This window comes from Methylibium rhizosphaerae (assembly GCF_006386545.1).
GTDB classification, from domain to species: domain Bacteria; phylum Pseudomonadota; class Gammaproteobacteria; order Burkholderiales; family Burkholderiaceae_C; genus Pseudorivibacter; species Pseudorivibacter rhizosphaerae.
Genome location: NZ_SWAR01000001.1, coordinates 130884 through 155120, shown reverse-complemented (window position 1 = coordinate 155120; position 24237 = coordinate 130884). Strand labels below are relative to the sequence as shown.

Below are 24237 nucleotides of genomic sequence, written 5' to 3'. Positions count from 1 at the left end.
TGGGGTGGGGCAGGCGAAAAAAAGCCCGGCCGGGGCCGGGCTTTCACCAGAGGGATATGCCGGGGCGGCTTACTTGTAGCCGACGCGATCCAGCATCTGCTGCACTTTCACCGTGTTCATGCCGACCACGGAAATCGGGATCAGCTCCGCCTTGAACTTGCCGAGTGCGTCCAGCGCCGGGTTGGGCAGTTTCACGCTGGGCACAGCCGGATATTCGTTGTTGCCGTTGGCGAAATAGGCCTGGGCTTCGTCGCTGGCCAGATATTCGAGGAACTTGACGGCCGCCTCGCGGTTCTTGGCGTTCCTGGCCACGGCGCCGCCGGCGATGTTGACGTGCGTGCCCCAGCTCGACTGGTTGGGGAACACCACCGCCACCTTGTCCATCACCGCACGGTCCTCGGGCTTGTCGGAGCGCATCAGCCGGGCGACGTAGTAGGTGTTGGAGAGGCCGATGCCGCACTCGCCGCTGGCCACGGCCTTGATCTGGTCGGTGTCACCACCCTTGGGGGCGCGGGCCATGTTGTCCACCACGCCCTTGAGCCACTGCTCGGCCTTGTCGGCGCCCACGTGCTCGACGATCGAGCCGAACAGCGAGAGGTTGTAGGGGTGCGAGCCGGAGCGGGTGCAGACCTTGCCCTTGTTCTTGGGGTCGGCCAGTTCCTCGTAGGTGTCGACGTCTTCCTTCTTGACCGTTGCCTTGTTGTAGACGATGACCCGGGCGCGGGTCGAGAAGCCGAACCACTGGGCGCCCTGGCCGTCGTCCTTGCCGCGCAGGTTGGCCGGGATGCGCTTTTCGAGCGCTGGCGACTTCACCGGCTGGAACAGGCCGTCCACCTCGGCACGCCAGAGGCGCGCGGCATCCACCAGCAGGATCACGTCGGCCGGGCTGGCGGTGCCTTCGCTCTTCAGCCGGGCCAGGATGCCGGCGTCGTCGGCGTCCACGCGGTTGATCTTGATGCCAGTGGCCTTGGTGAAGTTGTTGTACAGCGCCTCGTCGGTCTGGTAGTGGCGGGCGGAGTACAGGTTCAGCACCTGCTCCTGCGCCTGGGCGGCGAATGCGGTGCAAACGGCCGCGGCGGCAAGCGCGGCGCGGGCAAAGCTCGAACGGGACATGACACTCCTCAGCAGGTGAAATGAAGCTGCAGGAGTGTAGTCGTTAACGAGAATGATTCGCGTCAATCTCCGCTGCGCCTGCGCGCGACGGCGCCTCAGGCGGTCGGCGGCACGTAGCCGGCCGGCTGGTCGGCGCCTTCACCGAAGAAGAAGCGCTCCATCTGCCGGGCGAGGTACTGGCGGGCGCGGGCATCGGCGAGGTTCAGGCGGTTCTCGTTGACCAGCATGGTCTGGTGCTTCATCCACTGCGCCCAGGCTTCCTTGCTGACCTCGTTGTAGATGCGCTTGCCCAGCTCGCCAGGGTAGGGCGCGAAGTCGAGTCCTTCGGCTTCCTTCTTGAGCAGAACGCAGTTCACGGTGCGGGCCATGGTGGGGTACTCCTTTTCGAATGATGACCGGTCGCTACTTGAGCAGCTTGACCAGCACTTGCGAGCGCCGGTCCCAGTTGTACTTGCGCTTGCGTGCCTCGGGCAGCCAGTCGGGGTCGACCTGCTGGAAGCCGCGCTTGATGAACCAGTGCATCGTGCGGGTGGTGAGCACGAAGATGCTGGTGAGGCCCATGGCGCGGGCGCGCTGCTCGATGCGCTTGAGGATGCGCTCGCCGTCGCCCTGGCCCTGCACGCTGTTGCTCACCGTCAGCGCGGCCATCTCGCCGGTCTTGGCCTCGGGGTAGGGGTAGAGCGCCGCGCAGCCGAAGATCACGCCGTCGTGCTCGATCACGGTGTAGTGGTCGATGTCGCGTTCGATCTCGGTGCGGTCGCGCTTGACCAGCGTGCCGTCCTTCTCGAACGGCTCGATGAGCTGCAGGATGCCGCCGATGTCGTCGGAAGTGGCTTCGCGCAGGCTCTCGAGCTTTTCGTCCACCACCATGGTGCCGATGCCGTCGTGCGTGTAGACCTCCATCAGCAGGGCGCCGTCCACCGCGAAGGGCAGGATGTGCGAGCGCTCGACGCCTTCGCTGCAGGCCTTGACGCAATGCTTCAGGTAGAAGGCCACGTCGGTGGGCTGGGTGGGGCTCGGCAGGCTGGCCAGCAGGCGCTCGGCGTCGGCCAGGGCGAGTTCGGTGTCGATCGGGCTTTCGGGGTCGTTGCGGTCTTCGCGCACGCCCGGCACCTCGGTCAGGAAGATCAGCTTGTCGGCCTGCAGCTCGATCGCCGTGCTGGTGGCCACTTCTTCCATCGTGAGGTTGAAGGCCTCGCCGGTGGGCGAGAAGCCGAAGGGCGACAGCAGCACGATGGCGCCGGTGTCGATGGCGCGGCCGATGGCAGCGGCATCGACCCGGCGCACCAGCCCGCTCTGTTGGAAGTCGATGCCGTCGATGATGCCCACCGGTCGTGCGGTGAGGAAGTTGCCCGACACCACCCGCACGGTCGCATTCGCCATCGGCGTGTTGGGCAGGCCCTGGGAGAACGCGGCTTCGATCTCGAACCGGAGCTGGCCGGCGGCTTCCTGGGCGCAGTCGAGCGCCACCGCGTCGGTGATGCGCATGCCGTGGCTGAACCTGGAGCTCTGGCCCTTGGCCGCGAGCTGCTCGTTCACCTGCGGGCGGAAGCCGTGCACCAGCACCAGCTTGATGCCCATGGCATGCAGGATGGCCACGTCCTGCACGAAGGAGTTGAGCTTGCCGGCGGCGATGGCCTCGCCCACGAGCGCCACGACGAAGGTCTTGCCTCGGTAGGCGTGGATGTACGGCGCGACCGAGCGGAACCAGGGAACGAAGGTGTGGGGAAAGATCAGGTCCATGCGCGCGCCGCGGGTGGCTCGAGACTGAAATAATCCGCGATTTTGCACGACGACCCCAGATGACCGAGCAAGAGCGCAGCCGCGGCCCCGCGGCCGCGAAGGCCAATCCGCTGCCGCCCATCACCTTTCCCGAATCGCTGCCGGTGTCGGCACGGCGCGAGGAGATCGAGCGTGCGCTGGCCGAGCACCAGGTGGTCATCGTGTGCGGCGAGACCGGCTCGGGCAAGACCACCCAGCTGCCCAAGATCGCGCTGGCCATGGGGCGCGGGCGGGCCAACACCGGCCGGCTGATCGGCCACACCCAGCCGCGCCGCATCGCGGCCAGCTCGGTGGCCAAGCGCATTGCCGAGGAGCTGAAGACGCCGCTGGGCGAAGTGGTGGGCTACAAGGTGCGGTTCCAGGACCGCCTGCAGCCGGGCGCCTCGGTGAAGCTCATGACCGACGGCATCCTGCTGGCCGAGACGCAGACCGATCCGCTGCTCAAGGCCTACGACACGCTGATCATCGACGAGGCGCACGAGCGCAGCCTCAACATCGACTTCCTGCTCGGCTACCTGAAGCAGCTGCTGCCCAGGCGGCCCGACCTCAAGATCATCGTCACCTCGGCCACCATCGATGCCGAGCGCTTCGCGCGTCACTTCGAGAGCATCCGCGGTCCCGCGCCGGTGCTCATGGTGAGCGGGCGGCTCTACCCGGTGGAACAGCGCTGGCGGCCGTTCGAGGAAGACCGCGACTACGACCTCGACAACGCCATCGCCGACGCGGTGGACGAGCTGTGGCGAGAGGGCGCCGGCGACGTGCTGGTGTTCCTGCCGGGCGAGCGCGAGATCCGCGACGCCGCCGAGCACCTGCGCAAGCACCACCCGCCCGGCGTGGAGATCCTGCCGCTGTTCGCGCGGCTGTCGCAGCAGGAGCAGGACCGGGTGTTCGAGTCGCACAGCGCGCGGCGCATCGTGCTGGCCACCAACGTGGCCGAGACCTCGCTCACCGTGCCGGGCATCCGCTACGTCATCGACTCCGGCCTCGCGCGGGTCAAGCGCTACAGCTACCGCAACAAGGTCGAGCAGTTGCAGGTCGAGCCGGTGAGCCAGGCGGCCGCCAACCAGCGCGCCGGGCGCTGCGGGCGGGTGTCGAACGGCATCTGCATCCGGCTGTACGACGAGAAGGACTACCAGGGCCGCGCGAAATTCACCGACCCCGAGATCCTGCGTTCGTCGCTGGCCGGCGTGATCCTGCGGATGAAGGCGCTGGGCCTGGGGCAGGTGGAGGACTTCCCGTTCCTCGAGCCGCCGCCGCGCAAGGCCATCGCCGACGGCTATGCGCTGCTGGGCGAGCTCAATGCGGTGGACGACCAGAACGAACTCACCGCCATCGGCCGCGAGCTGTCGAAGCTGCCGCTCGATCCACGCGTGGGCCGCATGATCCTCGAGGCGCGCGAACGCCAGGCGCTCAGCGAGGTGCTGGTCATCGCCTCGGCGCTGAGCGTGCAGGACGTGCGGGACCGCCCGCTCGAGCACCAGCAGGCCGCCGACGAGAAGCACAGGAAGTTCGACGACGAGAAGTCGGAGTTCATGGGCTACCTCAAGCTCTGGAAGTGGCTGGAAGAAAGCCGCGGCGGCCATGGCGAACACCGCATCTCCAGCCGCAAGCACGAGCAGCTGCTGCGCGACAACTTCGTGTCGCCGCGGCGGGTGCGCGAGTGGCGCGACATCTATTCGCAGCTGCACACGGTGGTGGCCGAACACGGCTGGCGGCTCAACACGTCGCCGGCGACCTACGAGCAGGTGCACCTGGCCATGCTGGCCGGCCTGCTCGGCAACATCGGCCTGAAGAGCGACGAGGACGACTGGTACCTGGGCGCGCGCGGCATCAAGTTCTGGCGCCACCCGGGCGCGCACCTTTCCAAGAAGCCGGGCCGCTGGCTGGTGGCCGCCGAGCTGGTGGAGACCACGCGGCTGTACGGCCGCGGCCTGGCCGCCATCGAGCCGCAGTGGATCCCCTGGATCGCCGGCCACCTGCTGAAGACGCAGCTGCTGGAGCCGCACTGGGAGAAGAAGGCCGCCGAAGTGATCGCGCTGGAGCGCGCCACGCTCTACGGCATCGTGGTCTACAGCAACCGCCGGGTGAACTTCGGCAAGGTGGACCCGGCGGCGGCCCGCGAGATCTTCATCCGCGAGGCGCTGGTGGGCGAGGAATGGGACACGAAGCTGCCGTTCCTCGCGCACAACCGCAAGCTCGTCCGCCAGGTGGAGGAGCTCGAGCACAAGTCGCGCCGGCAGGACGTGCTGGTGGACGACGAACTCATCCATGCCTTCTACAACCAGCAGCTGCCGGCCGATGTGCATTCGGGCCACACCTTCGAGCGCTGGTACCGCGAAGAGAGCAAGCGGCAGCCCAAGCTGCTGTGGCTCACCAAAGAGGAGCTGATGCGCCACGAGGCCGCCGGCATCACCACCTCGGCCTTCCCGAAGACGCTTCGCCTGGGCGGCGTGGACTGCAGCACGAGCTACCTGCACGAGCCGGGCGATGCGCGCGACGGCGTCACCGTCACCGTGCCCATCTATGCGCTCAATCAGGTGAACGAGGAGCGCTGCGAATGGCTGGTGCCCGGCATGCTGAAGGACAAGGTGCTGGCGCTGGTGAAGAGCCTGCACCAGAAGCCGCGTGCGCGGCTGGTGCCGCTGCCCGACTATGTGGCCGAGTTCGTCGAGCTCACGCCGTTCGCGCAGGGCAGCCTCATGGACGCGCTGCTCAAGGCGGTGCGCGAGCGCACGCAGCTGGCGGTGCAGCGCAACGACTTCAAGCTCGAGACGCTGTCGCCTCACCTGTTCATGAATTTCCGCGTGGTCGACGAGCACGGTCGCCAGCTCGGCATGGGGCGCAACCTCGCCGCACTGAAGGCCGAGCTCGGTGGCCAGGCGCGCAGCGCGTTCCAGGCCCTGGCAACCTTGCAGGTGGCCCGGCAGGAGCCTGCGGCCGAGGCCAGCCCGTCTCCGCCAGGCGGCGCCCGCCAGCCGGCGGCGAAGGCGCAGGCCGCCGCGGCAGCACCGGCGGTTGCGGCCGCCTACACCACCTGGACCTTCGGCGAGCTCCCCGAGCTCATGGAGGTCCAGCGCGGCGCACAGACCCTGGTCGGGTTCCCCGCACTCATCGATCGCGGCACGCATGTGGAGATCGAAGTCTTCGACGAGCCCGACGTGGCTGCGCAGAAGCACCGCGCCGGCCTGCGCCGCCTGGTCGCGCTGCAGCTCAAGGAGCCGCTCAAGTACCTGGAAAAGAACATCCCCGAGCTGCAGAAGATGGCCGTGGCCTACATGAGCCTGGGCACGCAGGAGGAGCTTCGCGACCAGATCATCGACGTGGCCCTGGAACGCGCGTTCCTGGCCGATCCATTGCCCGCCGACGATGCAGGCTTCAAGGCGCGCATCGACGAAGGCCGCAGCCGGCTCAACCTCATCGCGCAGGAGGTGGCGCGCCTGGCCGGCCTGGTGCTCGCCGAGTACGCCGCAGCGGCACGCAAGCTCAAGGACAGCAAGCCGTCCAAGGAAGTGGCCGACGACGTGGCCGCGCAGCTGCAGCGGCTGATGCCCAAGCGCTTCGTGGCGCTGGTGCCCTATGCGCAGCTGCAGCACTACCCCCGCTATCTCAAGGCCATCACCACGCGCCTGGACAAGCTGCGTGCCGACCCGGCCCGCGACGCGCAGCGCCTGGCCGAACTGCGCCCGCTGGAGCAGCGCTACCTGCGCCGCCTGGCCGACCGCAAGGGCGTGGCCGACGCGCGGCTCGACGAGTTCCGCTGGCTGCTCGAGGAGCTGCGCGTGAGCCTGTTCGCGCAGGAGCTGCGCACGCCGCAGCCGGTGTCGGTCAAGCGGCTCGAGAAGGCCTGGTCGCAGCTGTCGAACTGAGCTGCATCGAACGCGGCCCGGTGCTCGGGTTGACCTCGCTTTGCATGCATGCCAGCATCGCCGCATGGCAAACAAAGCGAAGGCGCTCGTCAACCACTGGGTCGTCGTGCCCGACACGCCGGCCGAGATCGAACGCGTGGCGCGCCACTGCCGCAAGCTGGTGACCAGGCGCGCGCTCATGGCCGCCGGCGTGGCCGCGGTGCCGGTGCCCGGCATCGACTGGCTCACCGACATCGGCGTGCTGGCCAAGCTGCTGCCCGAGATCAACGAGGCCTTCGGGCTCACGCCCGAGCAGGTGGAGCGGCTGGCGCCCCACAAGCGCGTCTATGCCTACAAGGCCATCAGTGCGGTGGGCGGGCTGGTGGTGGGGCGCATGGTCACGCGTGAGCTGGTCATGAAGCTGCTCAAGCTGGTGGGCGTGCGCCTCACCACCCAGCAGGCCGCCAAGTACGTGCCCATCGCCGGCCAGGCGGTGTCGGCCGCGCTCACCTTTTCGGCGCTCAAGATGGTGTGCGAGCAGCACATCCGCCAATGCATGGAAGTCGCCACCGTGCTGATGGCCCTGCCGGCGCCCAGCATGCCCGCCGACGTGGTGGGCGAAGCGACCCGCTGACGCTTTCTTCAACTGCCGCGAAAGGACGCGCGTCATGACCTACGTGTGGATGGCCCTCATCGGATTCGTGGTGGGCCTCATCGCCCGCGCCGTCATGCCCGGCACGCAGAGCATGGGCCTCATCCTGACCAGCCTGCTGGGCATCGCCGGCGCCTTCATCGCAGGCTTCCTCGGCCAGGCCATCGGCTTCTATGCGCCGGGCCAGCCGGCCGGGTTCATCGCCTCTGTCGTGGGGGCGTTGATCCTGCTGTTCGTGGTGGGGCTGGTGAAGAAGGGCGGCAGCTCAAGTTAGGGACGCGCGTGCGGCGAGACTGCGATACCCCTCTGCCACAATCCCGCGGACCTAACCGTGGGGGGCATGCATGGCAGAGGGCAACAACGTCGTTCGCAAGCGTTGGATCGGGGTCGCCGCCGGTGCGCTGATCGCAGCGGCCGCAGGCGCGGGCTTGTGGTGGTGGCAGCAGGAGCGCCCGTCCGCCGATGCCGGCGGGGCCATTGCCATCGACCCGAACACGCCGTTCTCCGCCCTCGAGTGCAAGCCCCGCCTGCTCGACGACCGCCCGGCGCTGGCGGTCGTGTTCTCCCAGCCGGTCGACCGCAAGCAGAACCTCGCCGAGGTGATGCGCGTGGCCGACCTGGGCCCGGTCTCCGGCGCTGCCGAAGCGTCCACCGAGCACGCTGCCGGCACCAAGGCGGCGCCCAAGGTGGCACCGGGCGGCTCCGCGCCCGAAGGCAAGCTGCTGCAGGGCGCCTGGGTCGTGGGTGACAACCCGCGCGTCGTCTACTTCCCCTACATCCAGCCGCAGCGCAAGTTCCGCATCGACGTGACCGCCGAGCTGCGAGCGTCCGACGGCCGCAAGCTCGTCGCGCCCCGCAGCTGCGAGCTGGCCAGCGAGGCGATGCCGCCGTCGTTCTATTTCGCCAGCCGGGGCACGGTGCTGCCGGCCGGGCAGAACGGCGGGTTGCCCATCGTCACGGTCAACGTGCCGGAGGTGGACCTCCAGTTCCTCAGGATCGAGCCCGCCGAGATGGCGCGCTTCCTCGAGCGGGTGGCGGGCTCGCGCAAGCCGGCCGCCGAGTCGGGCGAAGAAGGCGAGGAGGGCTACGAGGGCGAATACGGCTATTCGCAGAACCGCCAGCTCAAGGGCGTGGTCAACGGCTGGGAGCTCGACCAGCTGCGCCAGTCCTCGCGCAGCGTCTACCTCGGCCGCTACACCACCGAAGAAACACCCAACAAGCGGCGCGTCACCTTCATTCCGGTCGAGACCATCAAGGAGCTTCAGCAGCCCGGTGTCTACATCGCGGTGATGGGCCAGCCCGGCCGCTTCACCAGCGACTACCAGGTCACCTACTTCTACGTGAGCGACATCGGCGTGCAGGCGCGGCGCTACAGCCAGTCGCTCGATGCCTTTGCCACCTCTCTCAAGAGCGGCGACCCGCTGGGCAACGTGACCTTCGAGCTGCTCGACGAAGACGCCCGCTCGCTCGCCAAGGCCCAGGGCGACGGCGAAGGCCATGCCAGCTTCGCCAGCGTGCCCGAGGCTGCATCGCTGCTGGTGGCGCGCAGAGGCGAGGGCGCCAAGGCCGAAATGAGCGTGATCGTGCTGCGCGAGCCCGGGCTGGACCTGTCGGAGTTCGACATCGGCGGCCACCTGTCGCGCAACACCAAGCTGTTCGCCTACGCCGGGCGCGACCTCTACCGCCCGGGCGAGCAGTACGAGCTGTCGGTGCTGGTGCGCGACCCGGACGGCAAGCCGCTGGCCCCGCTGCCGGTGACGGCCACGCTCAAGCGTCCCGACGGCCGCACGGTGAGCACGCAGACCTGGCGACCCGACGACAAGCTGCCCGGCTACCTGCAGAAGACCGTGTCGCTGCCGGCCGATGCGCAGACCGGCAGCTGGCAGATGGAGCTGCGCGCCGACCCGGGCGCGAAGAAGCCCGATGCGGTGTGGAAGTTCCAGGTCGAGGAGTTCCTGCCCGAGCGCATGAAGCTCGAGCTCAAGACCGCCAAGCCGGCGCTGATGGCGGGCGACGACTTCCAGGTCAAGGTGAAGGGCGACTACCTCTTCGGCGCTCCGGCCGCCGGCAACCGGCTGCTGGTGTCCGCCGCCACCGAACGCCAGCGCTTCGCGCTGCCGCAGCAGTGGCCGGGTTTCGTGTTCGGCGACTTCGCCGACGACGACAGGAAGAAGCGCGAAGAGGTGAGCGACGAGAACCTCGACGAAGACGGCGAAGCCACGGTGCACCTGCCGGTGTCCACGCAGGGTGCGCGCTCGCCGATGCTGGTGCGCGGCAGCTTCAGCCTGCTCGAGTCGGGCGGCCGGCCGGTGGTGCGCTCCATCGAGCGGGTGGTGTGGCCGGTCGGCAAGCTGCTCGCGGTGCGGCCGCTGTTCGACCGCGACGTCGCCCGTGAAGACGGCAAGGCGGAGTTCGAGCTCATCCGCGTGGGCATCGACGGCAAGTCCGCGCAGCTGCCGAGCGTGCCGCTGCGCCTGGTGCGCGAGGACCGCCAGTACTACTGGCGCTTCGACGACCAGAAGGGCTGGCATTCGGGCTACACCGAAACCGACGAGATGATCGAGTCGGGCGCGGTGGCCATGACCGGCGCGCGCACCAGGCTGAGCCTGCCGGTGCGCTGGGGCCGCTACCGCCTCGAGGTCGACGACCCCGAGACCGGGCAGCAGCTGCGCTACCGCTTCTATGCCGGCTGGGGCGCACAGGAAGCCGAGGACGTGGGCAACCGGCCCGACCGCGTGCAGCTCAAGCTTGCCAAGGCCCCTCTGGTGGCCGGCGAAAAGGCCGAGCTCACCATCACGCCGCCGCACGACGGCACCGCGCTCGTCACCGTCGAAGGCGACAAGCTGCTGTGGAGCAGCCGCATCAGCGTGAAGGCCACCGGCACCACGGTGAGCATTCCCCTCGATGCGGCCTGGGCCCGCCACGACCTCTATGTGGGCGTGACCGCCTTCCGCCCGGGCAGCCAGGGCGACCGGGTGACGCCCGCGCGTGCCGTGGGGCTGGCCCACCTGCCGCTGGCCCGAGGCGACCGGCAGCTCAAGCTCGCCATCACAGCGCCGGCCAAGGTGCTGCCCGAGAAGCGCTCGGTGGTGAAGGTCAAGGCCGAGGGGCCGGGGGCGGCCGGCTCGCTCGTCACGCTGTCGGCGGTGGACGTCGGCATCCTCAACATCACCCGCTACAAGAGCCCCGACGCGTTCGACTTCTTCTTCGGCAAGCACCGCTATGCGCCCGAGCTGCTCGACCTGTACGGCAAGCTCATCGAGAAGATGGACGGCACGCAGGGCAAGCTCAAGTTCGGCGGCGACGCCAAGATGCGCGACAGCAAGAGCCTGCCCAAGAAGGTGAAGCTGGTCGATCTCTTCAGCGGCCCGGTGCGGCTCGACGCGAAGGGCGAGGCCGAGATCCCGCTGGACATTCCCGACTTCAACGGCACGCTGCGCCTGATGGCGGTGGTGGCCTCGCCCGACAAGTACGGCAAGGCCGAGGTCGAGATGGTGTCGGCCGCGCCGCTGGTGGCCGAGCTCGCCACCCCGCGCTTCATCTCGCCGGGCGATGCCGCCACCATCGCGCTCGACGTCACCAACCTGAGCGGCTCGCCGCAGGAGGTCAAGGTGCTGCTCGAAGGGGCGGACCCGGTGAAGGTGGGCGGCGGCGAGAAGACCCTCGCGCTCAAGCACCAGCAGCGCAGCACGCTGCGCTTCCCGATCGAGGCGACCGACGCCTATGGCCTGGGCCGCCTGCGCCTGCAGGTCACCAGCGCCAGCGGCCTCAAGATCGTGCGCGAGTCCGTCCTGCAGGTGCAGCCGCCGGTGCCGGCGGAGCGCGACGTGCGGCGGGTGAAGCTCGAGCCCGGCGGCAGCTTCAAGCTGGAACCCGCCTGGGTCGAGAAGTACTTCAAGGCCTCGGCCACGGTGAGCCTCACCGTTTCCAACAAGCCGCCGCTCAACGTGAACCGGCTGGTGCAAGGCCTGCTCGACTACCCGTACGGCTGCCTGGAGCAGACCACCAGCGCGGCCTATCCGCACGTCTTCATCGACGAGGCGGCGGCCAAGGCGGCCGGCCTCAAGCCGCGCAGCCGCGAAGAGCGCGCGCAGTTCGTCGAAGGCGCCATCGGGCGGCTGGCCGGCATGCAGAAGGCCAACGGCGGCTTCACGCTATGGGGCGACGGGCCCTACGAGGTGTGGCTGTCGGCCTACGTGGTCGGCTTCCTGCAGGACGCACGCACGCAGGGCTTCACCGTGCCCGAGGGGCTGTACAAGAACGCGCAGGACTGGCTGCTGCAGCAGCTGCAGCAGGCACCCAACCGCTTCCCCAGCCTGCCCAAGCCGGTGAAGGCCGACGCGGCCAGCGCGCCGGTGGCCACCTTCAGCGAGCGCGACTACAACCTGGTGCGCGACAGCCACCAGCGCTTCGCCGAGCTGGCGCATGTGGGCTACATGCTCGCGCGCGACCAGAAGGCGCCGCTGGCGATGCTGCGCTACCTGCACGACCAGGTGCGCGACCGCGCGCGCTCGCCGCTGCCGCTGGTGCATCTGTCCATTGCCCTCAAGCTCATGGGCGACGATGCCCGTGCCAAGGTGGCGCTCGACGACGCCATGCAGCGGCCCTACGGCATCCACGGCAAGCGCTACGGCTGGGGCGGCGAGTGGCTGGGCGACTACGGATCGGCCGCGCGCGACCTGGCGATGAGCTATGCGCTGCTGTCGCGCCATGAGGTGAAGCATCCGCGTCGAGAGAACCTGCTGTTCGACCTGGCCGACCGGCTGGGCGGGCGGCAGTACTACTCGACGCAGGAGCGGCTGTCGCTGTTCCTTGCCGCGCGCGCAGCCGGCGGCGATGCCAGCGGCGAATGGACCGCGCTGCTCAAGACCGGCGAGGCCAGCCAGGCCCTCAGCTCGAAGAGCACCGAGCAGCGCAGCTTCGACGCTGCCGCTCTCGCAAGGGGCGTGTCGCTGGCCAGCCAGCACAAGGACTCGCTGTTCCTCGAAGTCGAGGTGCAGGGCTACCCCGTCAAGCCGCCCGCTCCGCGGGCCGACGTGATCGAACTCAAGCGCGACTGGTTCGAGCCTGACGGCCGGGCCTGGAGCGGCCGGCCGCTCAAGGTGGGCGACATGCTCATCGTGAGGGTGCAGGCGCGTTCGAAGGCCCGCATCGAGGACGCGCTCGTCATCGACCGGGTGCCCGCCGGCTTCGAGATCGAGAACCTCAACCTGTCGCAAGGGCCGAAGGCCGAGGAGTTCAACGTCGGCAACGTCAACGTGGCCGAGGCGATGAACGACCCGCGCATCAAGCACCGCGAATACCGCGACGACCGCTACGTGGCGGCCGCGCGGCTGGAGCCGCACTGGCTCACCGTGTTCTACATGGCGCGGGTGGTGAGCCCGGGCCGCTTCGTAGTGCCCGCGCCTTTTGCCGAAGACATGTACCGGCCCGAGCTGCGCGGCGTCGGCGTGCAGGACGCGGCCTTCACCATCAGCGATCCGCGCGGTGTGGCGGTGGCGGCGGAGGCGGCATCGGGCGTCACGCGGTGAGGGGTAGTGACGGGTGACCTGTGACTGGTGACTGGTGGACGGGAGCCGGGTGTGCGCGTGACTCGTCGTCGCGTTGTCGAGCTGACCTTTGCAGCGCTGCTGGCGACTGTGCTGCTGCTCGACCTCGCGTTCCCGCCGCCCATGCCACCCGGCGACCGCGGTGCCGTGGTGGTGGCGCGCGACGGCACGCCGCTGCGCACCTACACCAGTGCCGACGGTGTGTGGCGTCAGCCGGTCACGCCCGAGCAGGTATCGCCGCTGTACCTGCAGGCCCTGCTGGGTTATGAAGACCGCTGGTTCTACTGGCACCCGGGCGTCAACCCGGTGGCGCTGGCGCGCGCCGCCTGGCAGTGGCAGCGCAGCGGGCGCATCGTCTCGGGCGGCTCCACGCTCACGATGCAGGTGGCGCGCATCATCGACCCGCCTGCCGCACGCGAAGCGCGCACCTTGAAGGCCAAGCTCAGGCAGGTGCTGCGCGCCCTGCAGCTGGAGCTGCGCCTGTCCAAGCGCGAGATCCTCACGCTGTACCTCAACCATGCGCCGATGGGCGGCATCGTCGAGGGCGTGGAAATGGCCAGCCGCAGCTACCTCGGCAAGTCGTCCGGCACGCTGAGCGAGGCCGAGGCTGCCTTGCTGGCGGCCCTGCCGCAGGCTCCGTCGCGGCTGCGGCCCGACCGCGCGCCGCAGGCCGCACAGGCCGCGCGAGACAAGGTGCTGGCGCGGCTGGCCGAGTTTGGCGTGTGGACGCAGGCCACGGCCGCCGATGCACGCATCGAGCGGGTGGCGGTGCAGGCCATCCGTGCGCAGTGGCTGGCTCCGCTGGCCGCCGAGCGGGCGAGGGCGGCGCAGCGGGGCCGGCGCGGGGCCGTGGTGCACACCACCGTCGACGTCGAACTGCAGGCCACGGTCGAGCGGCAGCTCCTTGACCGGGTGAACGCGCTGCCGCCCAAGGTGTCGATGGCCGTGCTGGTGATGGACAACGACACGCTCGAGGTGCTGGCCTATGCAGGCTCGGCCGACTTTGCCGACCGCGAGCGCGCGGCCCACGTCGACATGGTGCGCGGCGTGCGCTCGCCCGGCTCCACGCTCAAGCCGTTTCTCTATGCGATGGCGCTCGATGAAGGGCTGGTGCATTCGGAAAGCCTGCTCATCGATGCGCCGCAGTCCTTTTCGGGCTACCAGCCGGGCAACTTCCAGGCGAGCTTCTCCGGCCCGGTGAGCGTGGCCGAGGCTCTGCAGAAGTCGCTCAACGTGCCCGCTGTGGACCTGCTCGACCGCCTGGGCCCGGCACGCTTTGCCGCTACGCTGCGCGCCGGCGGACTGAAGCTGCGCATGGCACGCGGAGCCGAGCCGAACCTGAGCCTGATCCTCGGCGGCGCCGGCACCACGCTCGAAGAACTGGTGGGTGCATACCGCGCGCTGGCTCGCGGCGGCCTCGCCGGGCAGCCCCGGCTCGCGCCCGAAGCGCCCCGGTTGGAAGCCCGGCTCATGAGCGAAGGCGCCGCCTTCATCGTGCGCGACATCCTCGAAGGTGGCGGCCACCCGGACCGGCCCTACACCGAAGGCACGCGACGCGTCGCCTGGAAGACCGGCACCAGCTTCGGCTTTCGTGATGCATGGGCGGTGGGCGTGACCGAGCGGCACACCGTCGGCGTGTGGGTGGGCCGCCCCGACGGCACCCCCAACCCGGGCCACTTCGGCGCCAACACCGCCGCACCGCTGCTGCAGGACATCGTGGCCGGCCTGCCGGGTGGCCAGGATGCGACGGGGGCCCGTGTACCGCCTGCGGGGGTCGGCCCGCTGACCAGCTGCTGGCCGCTCGGGCTGCGCGCCGAGTCCACCGCTCCCGAGCATTGCGTGCAGCGCCGCATGGGTTGGGCCTTGCAGGGCGCGGCGCCGCCCACGCTGCCCGACCGCGCGCGCAGCGAAGGCCTGCTCGTCACCGGCCTTGCGCATTGCGCCGAGGGGGCGGCCATGCAAAGCCACGCGCGCTGGCCGGTGGCGCTGGAGCCGTGGATCAAGACGGTGGCGCCGGCCCGCTGCGGCGCGGCTGCCGGTGGAACGGCACTGCGCATCGCCGGCCTCGAGAGCGGTGCCGTGCTGAAACCGGTACCCGGCCGCCGCGCCGTGGACATCGTGGTCACCGCGCAAGGGCAAGAAGCCGGCGGCGAGCGCCTGTACTGGCTGCTCGACGGCACCCAGCAACTGCGCAGCCGGCCGGGCGAGCCGGTGGCGCTGCAGCTGGCGCGCAGCGGCGCGCACAGCCTCACCGTGCTCGACGAAAGCGGCCGCTACCACCGCATCGAGTTCATGGTGTCGGGCATCTGATGCCTGCGAGCCAGTCCGCACGGCTACAATCCGGGCCTCCTCGTCGGGGTGTAGCGCAGCCTGGTAGCGCAACTGCTTTGGGAGCAGTGGGTCGGACGTTCGAATCGTCTCACCCCGACCAATCAAGTCAACGACTTAGCTCGTTTCTGCCACGGGGGCGTTTTCTAACGCCGGGTAGGCTTCTAACGGCAGGCGGTGACCTCGGGCGATCCTTCCCGGCGTTCCATTTCATGGCGGCGACCTTGATGCGTCGCAGCTCGCGGTACTGGCGCAGTGGGCGCGGTAGGCGTTGAAGGTTCGTGGGGTGGCCCTGAACTGGCCGAGGAATTCGGAGCAGGCGGGCGTGTCGATGTCGCCAGGTGCGAACTCTGCGAATGCGTCAGCGATCACGCGGCCGCGCGCCTTCTCGTCTTTGCGTGTCTTCTCGGCATGAGCCGAACCTTTGGTCGGGCCGGCTGTTGCGCGCTACATCGCCAGCTCGCCGACGCTGGTGGGCTGCAGCAAGATTGCCGCGCTGTACGAGCAGGGCACGCGCGCCTTGGTCGCAGCGCAGCGTCGACAGCCGCGCTTCAACGTTCAGGCTCAGACGGGGCCGCGTAGCCCGCGGGCAGCGGCTTTGGCGTTGCGCTCAGCGTGAGAGTTGTCTGGGTCGCCTGTGAGCAAGTCGGCGTACACAGCCCCGGGGCGCTGTAGTCCGGGCTGCAGGTGATGCGCGCACCCAAGCGAATTGTCGGATTCGGCTTGGTTGTGTTCGACGGATCCGGGTACCACCCCGACAGAACCCAACAGACCGCAAATTTCCAAGGCCCAGTCCGGTTGTTTCATGCTCGCTATGGTCGTCGGCCTCGCCCGATCACGCAACGCGGATCAGCACTGAGTCATGCAGACCTTCCCTAACCCGGAGGCACCTGTCTAACGGGTTGCCGTCGTGCCGCGGGTCCTCCTCTGCCTCACGTAGTCGCTGGTCGGGGCTGTGGCCCAGAGCGCTGGGTCGTTAGTACACTGGTTTCTCCGGCGCTGATCCTCGACGTCAACGTTCCGGGTCCTTGAAGGAGGGCTCCTGAGAGGCCGCGGCATACCCTCTTCGCCCGCAGCCTGAAGCATCGCAATCATGGCCTACTCGATATCAGCAAAGATCGCCATCGCCGCGGCAGCGCTGGTGGCGGCTGGATTCGGCGCAGCACAACTTTGGCGCTCAAGTCCCCACTCCGCCAGTGCGCCATCAAAGAGCACAGCTTCGGTTGATCACTCTTCACCCGAGGTTGCCGCTCCCACAAGACCTGACGCGAGCCGCACTTCGGCGAGCGGCAACGAGGTACGTGTGCTCCCGTCTGGGGTGAGCAAGATGCAAGCTGACTTCGAATCGGCGACAGACTGGCGAGCGTTTGCCTTTGCCGCGCGGAGCCGCCCGGCCGAGGGAGGCTACTTCTACGCGATGCGTGCCGCGGACCTGTGCGGTCGAGACATGGCTGCGCTGCAAGAGATCGGCCGCGACAACCTCTCGCGCGAGATCAGCAGCACGAGCACGGCCGAGGGGAAGAGACTGCAGTTGCTGGACAAGTTCGAGGCGCGGTGTGCGAGCTTCTCGCCCGGCGAAGCGTCCGCGCTCTACAAGGAAGTTCGTGAGCAGGCGCGGGACGGAAGAGACCCGTTGCTTGGCGCAAGGCAGCACGTGCTGGCTGCGACGAAGGGCATTGACGTTGCAGCTGTCAAGGCTGCGGCTTCTGAGGTCCTCGGCCTTCGCGACGGCGCAGTCTTGTCCCAAGACCAACTCCTGGTTCGCCTGATGTCCTACGGTTCAAAGAAGGGTGCCGAGGCTTCGTACTGGTTTGCCGGTCAGGAGTACGCGCAGTCGAACCCGACGCGGTCTGCCGAGCTCATGATGGCGGTTGAATTGGCGGCGTGCCAAGTGAGCTCGGCGTGCGGCCTGAATGAGCAGATCGTCGCGACCTGCATCACGAACACCGGCTGCCAGGTGGAGCCTGCCAAGTACCTCAAGTCAGCCTATCTCGTGGGAGGCGGCACTGAGGAGAGCTTCAATCGAGCGCTCACCTTGGCAGGGCAAATGCACGCTGCGATCGCCGGCCGTTCAGTCGAGTCTTTCGTCCGCGCAAACTGACATTGCCTGCTGGTACGGGGCTGATGCGCTCCGTCTCGACGATCCTCAAGCTGGCCTTGGTGCGGTGTACGCTGCAACGAGCCGTCTAACGGCCATTGCAGCGCCCGCGAGAATACGTGCCACAATTCGCGGCGCCCGGCTAGAAGAACCGGGCTTGAGGTCGAATCGTCTCACCCCGACCACCGGTCTCTTCACAGGCCACTCGGCCGATCTGCCTGCCCGTAGCTCAACTGGATAGAGCAGCTGCCTTCTAAGCAGCAGGTCGGGGGTTCGAGTCCCTCCGGGCAGGCCACCAGGCGATTCCAGACCATCTCTCAAGGTCGAAGGAATCGGCCAAACCTAAGAAACATGCGGGCTTGAAGCCCATGGCGATGCGGGACGGGCGACGTGCGCGCGGGCGCTGACGGGAGCCCAACGGCGACCTGGGACAAGGAGCTGCCAAGCCGGCAGCGAGGTGGACGGGTGTTCAGCCGGCCTCCTGCGCGGCTGGTGTGCGCACGCCGTTGAAGGCCGGCTCGAGTTCCGCGGCGACGACCGCCAGCAGCCCGTCGACCGTGTGCGCCGAAGCGTGTTCCACGCAGGCCTGCTCGAGCGCGGCAGCCGCGTGGGACAGCGCTTGCGCGCCCAGCGTCGCGGCAACGCTCTTCAGATCGTGCGCGAGGCGCGTCATCGCGGCGCCGTCGGCGGCGGCGCGTGCGGCCGCGAAGCGCTCGAGGAAGCGCGTCTCGCGCTCGACGAACATGCGCGCGAGCCGGTCGTAGAGCGGGTCGTTACCGAGCGCCGCGCGGGCGGCGCGTGTGCCGGCCGGCCGGCGGATCCAGCGCGCCAGCGTCGTGAACAGCTCGTCGACCTTTATCGGCTTGGCAACGTGGTCGTTCATGCCGGCGGCGAGCACCTTCTCGCGATCGCCGACCATCGCGTTGGCAGTCATCGCGATCACCGGCAGCTCGCGCCAGCGCGGCTGCTGGCGCAGCGCGCGCGTGGCGGCGTAGCCGTCCATCACCGGCATCTGGCAGTCCATCAGCACGGCGTCGAAGTCGTCGTGCGCGAGCCGCTCCAGCGCCTGCTCGCCGTTGTCGGCCGTGATCAGCACGACGCCGGCGCGGCCCAGCAGGTCGTGCGCGAGTTCCTGGTTGATCGGGTTGTCCTCGACGAGCAGGATGCGCGCGCCTGCCAGGCTGGCGCGGTGCTGCTGCAGCGCCTCGTCGCGCCGCTCGCCGCGCTGCGCATGCCCGGGCAGGCGCAGCGCGGCGAGACAGGCATCGAGCAGCGTGGAGGGCGTTACCGGCTTCATCAGCGTCGCGGCGGCGTCCAGTTGCTGCCCGGCGAGGCGGCGCCCCACCTCGTCGCGGCAGAAGGCGGTCAACATCAGCACGGCCGGCGGCGGGTGGCGCAGCCGCGTGCGTGCCAGCGCGGCCAGGCACTCGATGCCGTCGGCCACCGGCATCTTCCAGTCCAGCAGCAGCAGTTGGATCGGCCGATCCGAGGCGTCGGCCTGCTCGACGGCCTGCAGCGCCGCAGCGCCGTCGGCCACCGCGGCGGGCGCGAGTCCGAAGGCGCGCGTCATCTCGAGCAGCAGCTCGCGCGCGACCTCGTTGTCGTCGGCGATCAGCACGCGCAGGCCCTGCAGCTGCGCCACGGGCGGTCCCGCGGTGGCCGGCTGCGGCGCCAGCCCGAAGCGCGCCGTGAAGTGGAAGCGGCTGCCGCGGCCCGGCACGCTCTCCAGGCCGATCTCGCCGCCCATCATGCGCACCAGGTGGCTGGAGATCGCCAGGCCGAGCCCCGTGCCGCCGAACCGCCGGCTGGTCGAGGTGTCGGCCTGCGTGAAGGGCTGGAAGAGCCGCTGCTGCTGCTCGGGGCTGATGCCGATGCCGCTGTCGCGCACCTCGAAGCGCAGCAGCACGCCGTCCTCGTGGCGCGCCGCCTGCTCCACCGTGACGACGATCTCGCCGCGCTCGGTGAACTTGACCGCGTTGTTGCCCAGGTTCAGCAGCACCTGGCCCAGGCGCATCGGGTCGCCCTCGAGCGCGGCTGGCAGGTCGGGCGGCAGCGAGAACACGAGCTCCAGGCCCTTCTCCTCCGCCTTCATGCCCACCTGCGTGGCCAGGTCGTCCAGCACGGTGCCGAGCTCGAAAGGCACGCGCTCCATGTCGAGGTGGCCGGCCTCGATCTTCGAGAAGTCGAGGATGTCGTTGATGATGCCCAGCAGCGATTCGGCAGCCCGGTGCACCTTCTCGACGTAGTTGCGCTGCTTCGCGTTCAGCCCGCTCTGCAGCGCGAGGTGCGACATGCCCAGTATCGCGTTCATCGGCGTGCGGATCTCGTGGCTCATGTTGGCGAGGAACTCGCCCTTCGCGCGGTTGGCAACCTCGGCAGCATCGCGTGCGCGCTGCGCCTCGGCGTAAGCCGACTCGAGGTGCGCGATCGAGTCCGCCAGGCGCTGCGTCATCGTGTTGATGCTGGTGCCCAGCACGCCGACCTCGTCGCGCGATTCGGGCGCGGCACGCGCGGACAGATCGCCGCCGGCCACCCGCTCGGCGACGCCGGTGAGCTGGCGCACCGGGCCGACGATGCTGCGGCGGAAGCGGTAGGCGAGCGTGACGGCCACGCCCAGCGCCAGCAGCCCGCCGGCGCCGGCGGCAAGCTGCGCGCGCCTGATACCCTCCACGGCGCCGGTCAACGCGCTGCCGAGCTGCCGCTGCTGCGCCTCGTTCAGCCGGGCCAGGCGATCGACCAGCGCGGCGGCCTGTGGTGCCACCTGCGTGCGGTACAGGTAGAGGTCCTCGTAGGCGTGCTCGCCGTTGACGATGGCGATGATCTGCAGCGCCAGCCCGGCGAGCTCCGAGCGTCGCCGGGCGATCTCGTCGAGCAGCGCGCGCTGCTCGGCGTCCAGCAGTGCGCGCCGTGCCGTCACCGCGGTCCACGCGGCCGCGTTGGTCGACAGCTGCGGGCCGTAGGCGAGCTTGAAATTCAGGTCGCCCGACGAGCCGAAGGCGATCAGGTTGGTGACCATCGCATCGAACGAGGTCTGGAAGCGCAGCAGGTCGGCGCGCAGCTCGCGCTGCGCGGCTGTGGCCTCAGGGCGTTGGCGCTCGAGGATGCGGCCGAGCGCGTCCATCACCTGCACGCGGTGCGCCTGCACGTCCAGGCGCGACAGGCGCAGCGCCGGGCGGTTCTTCATCGGGTCCTCATGCAGCGCGAACAGCTCCGGCGGCAGGCGCGCCCAGCGCCGGTACTCCTCGGTCAGCTCGTCCACCGAGCGCGCCGCCGTGGCTTCGGGCCAACTGCGCGACAGCGCCTGCAGCGACGCCAGCTCGGCCTCGAAGGCGCGCCGCGCCGCGTCGTACTGCTGCACGTCCTGCGGGTCGCCCAGCACCAGATAGCCGCGCAGGTGCAGCTGCATGCGCAGCAGGCTCGCCTGCGCCTGCGCCGCGGCCTGCTGCGCGGGCCGGCGCAGGTTCTCCGCCTGCCCGATGTCGTCGGACACGCGCTGCCCGCCGATCCAGTTCAGCGCCACCACCAGCAGTGTCACGCCGGCCAGCGCGCCGAAGGCGATCGTCAAGCGGCCGCCGATGCCGAGCGCCGCCAGACGCTCGCGCCACGCGGCGGCGGCGCGCTGCGTCATCGCGGCAGGCCCAGCGAGCCCTGGTAGGCCCGGCGCTGGTTGTCGCGTCCGAGGCGGATGGTGATCTCCTCGAAGTCGACGGCGGCCGCCTGCAGCGCCGCCTGCGGGCTGAGCTGGCCGGCCACGGCTTCGGCCAGGTGCACGTCCAGCGCCTGCCAGTAGCTGTAGGCCCCGGGAATGCGCAGGTAGGGGAACTGCAGCGGGTTGTTGAAGTTGTGGAAGTAGGCGCGCAGGTAGTCGCGCACGTCGGTCTCGTTCCAGCCGGCCTTGAGGTAGACGTCGATGTTGGCGGTGCCCTCCGGCGGCAGGAAGTGAAAGGTCCGCCCGGGATCGATGCCGTCCCAGCCGCGCACTGCGTAGACCTCCGATTTCTCGCGCGTGGCCATCAGCGCGAACAGGTAGTAGGTGGCCTCCGGCGCCTTCGAGTACTTCGAGATCACCGCCGCCCAGGATCCGCCGGTGGTGTTGCCGACGCTATTGGGCGCTGCGGTGTTCACCCAGCGCTGCTCCGGCACGCTGTAGTAGGCGGTGGTACCGGGCATCGGCGCGGCGCCGGTGCGGCCGCGCACCTTGCTGCCCCGGTCCTGCGCGAGCCCGCCCAGGTCGCCCCAGGTGAAGGCGAGCGCTGCGCGTCCGGACAGGAACAGGTCCCAACTCTGGTGGAGGTCCCATCTCAGCATGTCCTTGGGGCCGAACTGCACGAGGTCGACCAGCGCCTCGAGCGCGCGCACGTGGCCCGGGCTTTCGATCAGCGGCTTCATCGTGCGCGGGTCGAACCAGTACAGGTTCGGGTTGTGGGGGCCGATGACGAAGGGGGCCGAGAACGACATGAAGTGGAACATACCCTGCCCGCCGACCTTCAGGTGCATCGTCAGGCCGTGGTCGGGCGCGCCGTCACCGTTCAGGTCCTTGCCGTTGAAGTGCTCGGCGACGTCGCGGAACTGCTTCCAGGTCGCCGGCACGCCGAGCGGGTAGCCGTACCTCGCCGCGAAGGCGGCACGGTGCTGCGGGTCCTCGAGCAGGTCGCGGCGGTAGTACATCACCTGGCCGTCGTGGTCATTGGCCACCATGTACTTGCGGCCGGCGTAGCTGAGCAGCCGGCGCGGCGCCGGCAGCACGCGGTTGATGTCCCACTTCGGGAAGCGCGGGTCGTTGTAGTACCGGTCGTACGACACCAGATAGTCGCCGGCGACGAGTTCGCCCAGCCACCATGCGCCGGCGTAGGCCGCGTCGTACTTGCCGAGCCGGTTGGTCAGGTCCGACATGAAGCTCGCGAACAACGCTTGGAGCGGCACCTCGTCGAGGTTCAGCTTCGCACCGGTGGCTGCCTCGAACTCGGCCTTGATCTCACGCAGCGCGCCGGCCTGGTCCTCCTTGGCCATCAGCACCGTCACGGTCTGCCCCGCAAAGCGGCATTTGCCGGGCGGGCAGGGCGGCACGACCCGCGGCGGCGCGATATCGCCCGCCGTGACGATGGAGGACTTGTACTCCTCATCCTGGGCGGGTTGACTGTGCTGAGCCGATGCGGCGAACGCGAGCGCCGCCAGCGCTGCCGCCAGGCTGCCCGACGGGGCCATCATGGTCCTTTCCCATCTGCCGCCGACTCGAACCCAAGCGACGCGCGATAGGAACGCCGCTGGCGCTCGCGGCCCAGCCGGATCGTGATGTCCTCGAAGTCGACAGCGGCCGCCTTCAGCGCCGCTTCCGCGCTCAGCTGCCCCGAGGTGGCCTCGGCCAGGCGCAGATCCAGCGCCAGCCAGTAGCTGTAGGCGCCCGGGATGCGCAGGTAGGGCAGCTGCAGCGGGTTGGTGTAGGTGTCGTGGTAGGCCTGCAGGAAGGCGCGCACGTCGTCGGCATCCCAGCCGGCGCGCACGTAGTTTTCGAGCTTGGCCGTGCCGTTGGGCGGCAGGAAGTGATAGCGCCGCCCGGGGTCGATGCCGTCCCAGCCGCGTGTCGCGTAGACCTCGGACTTGGGCTGCGAGGCCATCAGCGCGAGCAGGTAGTAGGTGGCTTCCGGCGCCTTCGAGAAGCGTGAAATCACGCCCGCCCAGGAGCCGCCGGTCGTGTTGCCGACGCGGTGCGGCGCGCTCGTCTTCACCCAGCGGTGCTGCCCGATGTCGTAGTACTCGCGCACGCCGGGCAGCTGAGCCACGCCGACCTTGCCGCGCACGCGGCTGCCGGGCTGCTGCGCGAGCGCGCCGAGGTCGCCCCAGGTCACTGCCAGCGCGGCGCGCCCGGCGAGGAAATGGTCCCAGCTGCGTCCGAGGTCCCACTGCAGCATCTCCTTCGGACCGTGCTTGACCAGTCCGGTCAGCACAGTCAGCGCGCGCACGTGGCCGGGGCTGTCGATCAGCGGCTTCATCGTGGCCGGATCGAACCAGTACAGCCGCGGGTTGGACGGCCCGATCACGAAGGGGGCCGACAGCGACATGTAGTTGAACATGGCCTGCGCGTCGGCCCGCAGCGGCAGCACCACGCCGTGGTCGGGTTCCCCGTCACCGTTCAGGTCCTGGCCGTTGAAGTAGGCCGCGACGTCGCGGAACTCGTCCCAGGTGGCTGGCACCCGCAGCGGGTAGTCGTATTTCTTCTGGAAGGCGGCACGGTGCTTCGGGTCGATGAGCAGGTCGCGGCGGTAGTACATCACCTGGCCGTCGTGGTCGTTGGCGACCATGTACTTGTGGCCGCCGTACTGCAGCAGGCTGCGCGGGCCCGGCAGCACCTGCCCGATGTCCCACGCAGGGAAACGCGGGTTCTTGTGGAACGCGTCGTAGGGCAGCAGGTAGTTGCTCTCCACCAGCTCGCCCAGCCACCAGGCGCCGGCGACGCAAGCGTCGAACTTGCCGGTGCCGGAGGTCAGGTCGGCCATCAGGGTGCTGAACAGCTCGCCGAAGGGCCGCCGCACGACGTCCAGCGTGCCGCCGGTCGCTGCCTCGAACTCGGCCTTTAGCTCCAGGAAGGGTGAGCCGATGGCCACGTCGTCGACCACCAGCACCGTGACCCGCTGGCCGGCGAAGGGACAGGCGCCGGGGGCACAGGGAGCCGCCACCCGAGGCGGCAGGATTTCGCCGGGCCGCACGATGACCGAGTCCGAGCCCTTCAGCCGCGGGGGTGCCTCGCTGCCCTGCGCGAGCACCGGTCCGGCGCCGCTGCCCGCCCAGACCAGCAGGCCAATAACCACCCATCGACGCAGGTCCATGGCACCACCTCCATCCCGGATCACCCTGGAAACGGCAGTTGGACGC

12 protein-coding genes and 2 tRNA genes are annotated in these 24237 nt (G+C 69.3%); 8 read left to right on the top strand and 6 right to left on the bottom strand.

All coding sequences use genetic code 11. The features are described from left to right. Nucleotides 1-69: 69 nt before the first annotated feature. The 3 genes from E8D38_RS00620 to argA form a co-directional block, all read right to left on the bottom strand. Nucleotides 70-1113, bottom strand: coding sequence for an extracellular solute-binding protein (locus E8D38_RS00620; RefSeq protein ID WP_140625779.1), 1044 nt, complete (start codon nt 1111-1113; stop codon nt 70-72). Between the two features lie 95 nt (nt 1114-1208). Continuing rightward, the gene (locus E8D38_RS00615) at nt 1209-1481 is read right to left on the bottom strand and encodes an oxidative damage protection protein (protein WP_140625778.1); all 273 of its coding nucleotides are present in this window, start codon (nt 1479-1481) and stop codon (nt 1209-1211) included. Between the two features lie 34 nt (nt 1482-1515). Continuing rightward, nucleotides 1516-2856 (bottom strand): amino-acid N-acetyltransferase, encoded by a 1341-nt coding sequence (gene argA / locus E8D38_RS00610; protein WP_140625777.1) that lies wholly within the window; start codon nt 2854-2856, stop codon nt 1516-1518. A gap of 59 nt (nt 2857-2915) precedes the next feature. Here argA and hrpA point away from each other — a divergent pair, with 59 nt between their 5' ends. The 8 genes from hrpA (at nt 2916) to E8D38_RS00570 (ending at nt 17662) form a co-directional block, all read left to right on the top strand. After that, entirely contained in the window at nt 2916-6761 is a 3846-nt protein-coding gene (hrpA, locus tag E8D38_RS00605) for an ATP-dependent RNA helicase HrpA (RefSeq protein WP_140625776.1), read from the top strand. A gap of 64 nt (nt 6762-6825) precedes the next feature. After that, the gene (locus tag E8D38_RS00600; RefSeq protein ID WP_140625775.1) at nt 6826-7374 is read left to right on the top strand and encodes a hypothetical protein; all 549 of its coding nucleotides are present in this window, start codon (nt 6826-6828) and stop codon (nt 7372-7374) included. A 34-nt stretch (nt 7375-7408) separates the two neighbouring features. Further along, nucleotides 7409-7666, top strand: coding sequence for a GlsB/YeaQ/YmgE family stress response membrane protein (locus tag E8D38_RS00595; protein WP_140625774.1), 258 nt, complete (start codon nt 7409-7411; stop codon nt 7664-7666). A gap of 70 nt (nt 7667-7736) precedes the next feature. Next, nucleotides 7737-12923 carry an alpha-2-macroglobulin family protein gene (locus E8D38_RS00590; RefSeq protein ID WP_140625773.1) on the top strand — a complete coding sequence of 1729 codons (5187 nt, stop codon included), beginning with the start codon at nt 7737-7739 and terminating at the stop codon, nt 12921-12923. Between the two features lie 57 nt (nt 12924-12980). Then, on the top strand, nt 12981-15251 hold the full coding sequence (gene pbpC, locus E8D38_RS00585; RefSeq protein ID WP_425462734.1) for a penicillin-binding protein 1C: 2271 nt from the start codon (nt 12981-12983) through the stop codon (nt 15249-15251). A gap of 44 nt (nt 15252-15295) precedes the next feature. Continuing rightward, a tRNA-Pro gene (locus tag E8D38_RS00580) sits at nt 15296-15372 on the top strand. Between the two features lie 990 nt (nt 15373-16362). After that, complete coding sequence (locus E8D38_RS00575; protein WP_140625772.1) at nt 16363-17370, top strand: hypothetical protein; 1008 nt, start codon at nt 16363-16365, stop codon at nt 17368-17370. Nucleotides 17371-17585: 215 nt separating this feature from the next. Then, a tRNA-Arg gene (locus E8D38_RS00570) sits at nt 17586-17662 on the top strand. 174 nt (nt 17663-17836) lie between these two features. Here E8D38_RS00570 and E8D38_RS00565 read toward each other — a convergent pair. Genes E8D38_RS00565 through E8D38_RS00555 form a run of 3 tightly spaced genes read right to left on the bottom strand, consistent with a single transcriptional unit; the run spans nt 17837 to nt 24191 of the window. Further along, the gene (locus tag E8D38_RS00565; RefSeq protein ID WP_140625771.1) at nt 17837-20995 is read right to left on the bottom strand and encodes a response regulator; all 3159 of its coding nucleotides are present in this window, start codon (nt 20993-20995) and stop codon (nt 17837-17839) included. Next, nucleotides 20992-22575 (bottom strand): ABC transporter substrate-binding protein, encoded by a 1584-nt coding sequence (locus tag E8D38_RS00560; protein WP_219851598.1) that lies wholly within the window; start codon nt 22573-22575, stop codon nt 20992-20994. Before E8D38_RS00560 ends, E8D38_RS00565 begins: the two co-directional genes overlap by 4 nt. After that, complete coding sequence (locus E8D38_RS00555; RefSeq protein ID WP_140625770.1) at nt 22572-24191, bottom strand: ABC transporter substrate-binding protein; 1620 nt, start codon at nt 24189-24191, stop codon at nt 22572-22574. The genes E8D38_RS00560 and E8D38_RS00555 overlap by 4 nt, the downstream gene beginning before the upstream one ends. Between the last annotated feature and the right edge of the window lie 46 nt (nt 24192-24237).

What these genes read in the sequence shown, in the direction of transcription:
- E8D38_RS00620 (WP_140625779.1), bottom strand. Translation starts at nt 1,113, where the DNA reads ATGTCCCGTTCGAGCTTTGCCCGCGCCGCGCTTGCCGCCGCGGCCGTT.
- E8D38_RS00555 (WP_140625770.1), bottom strand. Translation starts at nt 24,191, where the DNA reads ATGGACCTGCGTCGATGGGTGGTTATTGGCCTGCTGGTCTGGGCGGGC.
- hrpA (WP_140625776.1), top strand. Translation starts at nt 2,916, where the DNA reads ATGACCGAGCAAGAGCGCAGCCGCGGCCCCGCGGCCGCGAAGGCCAAT.
- E8D38_RS00590 (WP_140625773.1), top strand. Translation starts at nt 7,737, where the DNA reads ATGGCAGAGGGCAACAACGTCGTTCGCAAGCGTTGGATCGGGGTCGCC.
- E8D38_RS00560 (WP_219851598.1), bottom strand. Translation starts at nt 22,575, where the DNA reads ATGATGGCCCCGTCGGGCAGCCTGGCGGCAGCGCTGGCGGCGCTCGCG.
- E8D38_RS00615 (WP_140625778.1), bottom strand. Translation starts at nt 1,481, where the DNA reads ATGGCCCGCACCGTGAACTGCGTTCTGCTCAAGAAGGAAGCCGAAGGA.
- argA (WP_140625777.1), bottom strand. Translation starts at nt 2,856, where the DNA reads ATGGACCTGATCTTTCCCCACACCTTCGTTCCCTGGTTCCGCTCGGTC.
- E8D38_RS00565 (WP_140625771.1), bottom strand. Translation starts at nt 20,995, where the DNA reads ATGACGCAGCGCGCCGCCGCCGCGTGGCGCGAGCGTCTGGCGGCGCTC.
- E8D38_RS00600 (WP_140625775.1), top strand. Translation starts at nt 6,826, where the DNA reads ATGGCAAACAAAGCGAAGGCGCTCGTCAACCACTGGGTCGTCGTGCCC.
- E8D38_RS00575 (WP_140625772.1), top strand. Translation starts at nt 16,363, where the DNA reads ATGGCCTACTCGATATCAGCAAAGATCGCCATCGCCGCGGCAGCGCTG.
- E8D38_RS00595 (WP_140625774.1), top strand. Translation starts at nt 7,409, where the DNA reads ATGACCTACGTGTGGATGGCCCTCATCGGATTCGTGGTGGGCCTCATC.